Origin of the sequence: uncultured Thiocystis sp. (assembly GCF_903866365.1) — a bacterium.
Lineage (GTDB): Bacteria > Pseudomonadota > Gammaproteobacteria > Chromatiales > Chromatiaceae > Chromatium.
The window spans coordinates 1-4,963 of sequence record NZ_CAIPNF010000416.1 but is presented as its reverse complement, the minus strand read 5'-3'; the positions used below and the strand labels follow the sequence as shown (position 1 = coordinate 4,963).

The following is a 4,963-nucleotide window of genomic DNA, read 5'->3' as shown; positions in this document are numbered from 1 at the left end:
GTGCCAGTTCAGGTGGACGCCGAGCAGGTTGCGCAACAGCTTGACGGATTGGATCTCGGACATCGAATCTCCGGGCGATCGTGGCTCTAAGCGAGATCCATATATATCAAATGCTTAATGAGATATGTACTGTACTGAGGGAATCCGCATCGACGGGCACGGCACTTCAGCCTTGCGACTGTGACTGCGTCTCCGACACCAGCGGCGGCGGAAACCAGGTGCGGGCGATTTCGTCGTGCAGTTCGCCGATACCGACCTGGAGATCGTCGACGAAGGCGTGAAGTTGCTGCTGATTCAACCGGCGCGGCTCCACCCCTTCCAGCGTGCGCCTGAGGCGACCGGCGACCCGCAGCGCGCCCTCGTTGCGCGGCAGCTTGGCGAGACTGTCCCGCAGCGATTCGACACTGTGGTTCACCGAGCGGGGGAAATCGCTGTGCTGAAACAGAAAACGCAGCACCGGACCGCGGAGAACCCGCACCTGTTCGCTGCGCCGATAGGCTTGATAGCCGGTCATGGACTTGAGCACGCTGACCCACTGGATGGTCTCGAAGGGTCGCAGTTCGGTGGTCTCCTCGGGCAGCAGATTGGCCGAGCGCACGTCGATGATGCGGGTGGTCATGTCGGCCCGCTCCAGGAACCGGCCCAAGTGCAGAAAGTCATAGCCCTGGTCGTGCAGCATGGTTCCCGAGAGCATGCCATTGATGGTCTGGGCGCCCTGGATGACCCGCTTGAGATAGGCGTGACGCCCGCCCTTGGTCATGCCTTTGTCCAGCTCCTCGCGGGCAAAAAGATAAAGCTCGTTGAGCATCTCCCACGCCTCGCGGGGCACGAAATCGCGAATGGTGCGACAGTTCTCCCGCGCCGACACCAGGGCCGAGAGGATCGAGCCGGTATTGCGCTCGTCGCCGATCAGGAAACGCACCACCTGACGCTCGCCGTAATCCTTGTAATGCTCCTCGAACAGATCATTGGAGCCGGTGATATCGACCAGCGGACGCCAACCGGGGGCGATCCCCTTGGGCAGATCCAACAGCAGGTTGGCATTGACCGTGACGATACGCGCCGTATTCTCGGCCCGCTCCACATAACGGGCCAGCCAGTAAATATGTTCAGCGACTCGCGACAACATGCGATCCGACCCCCTAGTTTAAACCGCGTCCATCATGATTTGCGTCGGTTCGCGTGATCGGCCAAGGTTTGCACGAACCCATGGCTGTTGGAGTGGACGCGGTTTAAAGAAATGAATAATTAAATGTTTAAACCGCGTCAGCTCTGACGTTCCTGGATTCTGACGAGGCCAAACCAATGCACCGACAACGCATACCCGGCCGGACGCGGTTTAATTGGACTCCGGCTGCTCGGGCAGAATCCAGGTGTCCTTGCTCCCGCCGCCCTGCGATGAATTGACGACCAGCGAGCCCTTGCGCATGGCGACTCGGGTCAGGCCGCCCATGGTGACCTGCTGACGGTCGGCGGACAGGATAAAGGGCCGTAGATCGACGTGGCGCGGTTCCAGTGTGCGGCCGATCACGGTCGGCACGGTCGAAAGCTTAAGCGCCGGTTGCGAGATATAGTTGCGCGGGTCTTTCTTGATCAGCCCGGCGAAGAGCTCGCGCTCGGCCTTGGTCGAGGCCGGTCCCACCAGCATCCCATAACCGCCGGATTCGTTGGCCGGCTTCACCACCAGTTGCTCCATGTGTTCCAGGGTATAGGCGAGCGCCTCCGGCTCCATGCAGCGGTAGGTCGGGACATTCGGGATGATGGCATCCTCGTCCAGGTAGTAGCGGATGATCTCGGGCACGAAGGCATAGACCACCTTGTCGTCCGCGACCCCCGCCCCCGGCGCGTTGGCCAGCGCCACCTTGCCGGCCTTCCAAGCGCGCAGCAGACCCGGTACGCCCAAGGTCGATTCGGGGAGAAATGCCTCCGGATCCAGAAACAGATCGTCGATCCGCCGATAGACCACATCCACCCGCGCCGCGCCATCGACATTGCGCATATAGACGCAATCGTCATCGTCGACGAAGAGATCGCGCCCCTCCACCAGTTCGCAACCCATCTGCTGGGCCAGATAGGCATGCTCGAAATAGGCCGAGTTGTAGATCCCCGGCGTCAGCACCACGACCGCCGGATAGTCCGCCGGACGCGGCGAGAGCGCGGCCAGGGTATCGAAGAGCTGGGACGGATAGTCGTCGACCGGCAGTGGCGCGTAATGTTCGAACAGTTCGGGAAACACCCGCTTGGTCACCAGGCGGTTTTCCAGCATGTAGGAGACGCCGGAGGGGACGCGCAGATTGTCTTCCAGCACATAGAGGGTGCCGTCCCCATCGCGCACCAGATCCGAGCCGCAGATATGCGCCCAGATCCCGAGCGGCGGGTCGACGCCGACGCACTGCGGCCGGAAGTTCACCGACTTGGCCAGCACCTCGGCGGGGAAGACGCCATCCTTGATGATCTTCTGTTCGTGGTACAGATCGTCGATAAAGAGATTGAGTGCCTTCACCCGCTGGCGCAGCCCGGCGTCGACCCGGTCCCATTCGGCCTGGGGAATGATGCGCGGGATGATATCGAAGGGCCAGGTCCGATCGATCGCCCCGCCCTCCTCCGAATAGACGGTGAAGGTGATGCCCATCTCCTTGATGGAGACGTTCGCGGCCTCCTGACGCGCCACCAGTTCATCGGACCCCAACGATTCCAGATCCTTGAGCAGACCGGCGAGCGCGGGGCGCCCCTGACCCGGCGCGGCCAGCAGTTCGTCGTAAAAATCCTCGCAGGGATAGGCGTTCCAATCGATGCTCATGGGGGCTCTCTCAATGAACCGGATACGAACGATGGCAAGCGCCGGAAGGCGCCTCCGTCACAGGGACCGTCGGGGTTCGAGTATGCTGGACACGAGGCCGTGAAGTCTATCCCGGTTCGTGGTCGGTGCGCGAATGCGGGATAATGCCGGAACCATCAACACTCAAGCCGCTCCGCAACCATCATGTCTCTGCTGAAACTCGGGATCCCCAAGGGCAGTCTGGAAGAGGCGACCATCGACCTCTTCGCCCAGGCCGGCTGGCGCATCACCGCGCATTCGCGCAACTATTTCCCCGACATCGACGATCCCGACATCCGCTGCTCCTTGCTGCGCGCCCAGGAGATGGCCCGCTATGTCGAGCGCGGCACCCTGGATCTGGGACTGACCGGCCTGGACTGGATCTTAGAGGCCGAGGCGGATGTCGAGCAGATCTGCACCCTGACCTATTCCAAGGCGTCGAACCGTCCCAGCCGCTGGGTGCTGGTCGTCCCCGAACACTCCAAGATCCGCTCGGTCGCGGATCTGCAGGGCTGCAAGATCGCCACCGAGCTGGTCGGCTTCACCCGCCGCTATCTGGCCGAGCGCGGCATCGCGGCCGAGGTGGAATTCTCCTGGGGCGCCACCGAGGCCAAGGCGGTCGAGGGTCTGGTCGATGCCGTGGTCGAGATCACCGAGACCGGCAGCACCATCCGCGCCCACGGGCTGCGAATCGTCGAGGATCTGCTGGTCACCGACACCCGGCTGATCGCCAACCACGCGGCGATGCGGGATCCGGCGCGACGCGCGCGCATCGAACAGATCGCGCTGATGTTGCAGGCGGCGTTGACGGCCCGACACAAGGTCGCGCTCAAATGCAACGTGCCGGCGGAGCGTCTCGACGCCGTCGTCGCCCTGCTGCCGAGCCTGCACGCACCCACTGTCAGCCATCTGTACGACCGCCAATGGCTCGCGCTGGAGACGGTCGTGAACGCCGATCAGGTACGCGACCTCATCCCGCGTCTTTGTGCCGCCGGGGCCGAGGGCATTCTGGAATACGAGATCAGAAAGATGGTCTGATCCCTGGAGCGATCGACCCACCCGATACGGCGCACTCAGGCCAGTCTCCGTCACGACCGGAAGCGAAGATCGATGCAGATTGACGACATCTTGACAATACTCGCCCGCCCGCCGTTGGTGTGGGCCGCCGATGCCAGCGGGCTCCTGCTGCTGGTCGGCTACCAGTTCTATCTGATGCGCGTCTTTCGCGTGGAACCCGAGCGCACCTATCGTGGCCGTTCCAACCGCCTCCGCCGCGCCTGGGTCGAAACCATGCGCGACAGCGCCAACGGCATCCTGGCCATCCAGACCCTGCGCAACTGGGTGATGTCCGCAACCCTGTTCGCGTCCACCTCCATCGTGATCGGACTGGGGGTGATGGGCGTGGCGTTTAACGGCGTCGATCTTGCCGATCTGTCCCGGGCGCTCAGTCTGGCGCCAACCAGCGCGAACCTGGTCCGACTCAAACTGTTGCTGATCGCCGCCATTTTTTTCGGCAGCTTTCTGCACTTCGCCCTCGCGTTGCGCTATTACAATCACACCGGCTTCCTGATCAACCTGCCGTCCACGTACTTCAACGGGTCTGGCCTGGCATCGACCGCCGAGACCCTCAACCGCGCCAGCGGACATTACAATCGGGGCACCCGAGGCTTTCTGCTCGCGACCCCGTTCCTCTTCTGGTTGATCGGACCCGATTGGTTTCTGGGCGGGGTATTGCTCTCGTTGATCCTGCTTTATCGCTTCGATTTCCGCGCCGACGATTCGCCAGCTCCGGACGATTGAGTCTGTTCTCAGTCGGACCGGAGATGGCGAAGCAGCATCGTCAAAGCACACTTACCGCTTGACTATCAAAGAGCCTGCTTTCACTAAAACCGCCACATCGTCGAAAGCTCGGTTTTAGGTGGCTTTTTTTCGGCCCATTACACCTAGACCTGCCAAAGCTGGCCAAAAAAGCCAGATAGCGCCTGGAACTGGCACTGCCTGCACATTCTGGATAGCGGACGCTCCTCCTTGTCGAATTTGATCGATTCGCTCATCAGTGAGCAGTTCGTTGTAAACAAAGACGTTGTCTATTTTCCCACTAAAGAAAGAAACCCCACCACGTAGCGGATTAGCCCCGATCCATAG

At 61.7% G+C, this 4,963-nt stretch carries 5 protein-coding genes; 2 read left to right on the top strand and 3 right to left on the bottom strand.

Annotation, left to right across the window (positions count from 1 at the left end):
- Positions 1-166: 166 nt before the first annotated feature.
- Both QZY07_RS23105 and QZY07_RS23100 read right to left on the bottom strand, forming a co-directional pair.
- Positions 167-1,129, bottom strand: coding sequence for an alpha-E domain-containing protein (locus QZY07_RS23105; protein ID WP_295408042.1), 963 nt, complete (start codon positions 1,127-1,129; stop codon positions 167-169).
- Between the two features lie 210 nt (positions 1,130-1,339).
- Positions 1,340-2,800, bottom strand: coding sequence for a circularly permuted type 2 ATP-grasp protein (locus QZY07_RS23100; RefSeq protein WP_295408040.1), 1,461 nt, complete (start codon positions 2,798-2,800; stop codon positions 1,340-1,342).
- 183 nt (positions 2,801-2,983) lie between these two features.
- Between QZY07_RS23100 and hisG the strand changes: the two genes are divergently transcribed.
- Together hisG and QZY07_RS23090 are read left to right on the top strand one after the other, a co-directional pair.
- The gene (gene hisG, locus QZY07_RS23095) at positions 2,984-3,856 is read left to right on the top strand and encodes an ATP phosphoribosyltransferase (RefSeq protein ID WP_295408038.1); all 873 of its coding nucleotides are present in this window, start codon (positions 2,984-2,986) and stop codon (positions 3,854-3,856) included.
- Between the two features lie 72 nt (positions 3,857-3,928).
- Positions 3,929-4,618, top strand: a complete 690-nt coding sequence (locus QZY07_RS23090; protein WP_295408036.1) for a DUF599 domain-containing protein — start codon at positions 3,929-3,931, stop codon at positions 4,616-4,618.
- Positions 4,619-4,732: 114 nt separating this feature from the next.
- Here the strand turns inward: QZY07_RS23090 and QZY07_RS23085 are convergent.
- The coding region (locus tag QZY07_RS23085) for a hypothetical protein (RefSeq protein ID WP_295408034.1) at positions 4,733-4,963 on the bottom strand (231 nt) is incomplete at its 5' end.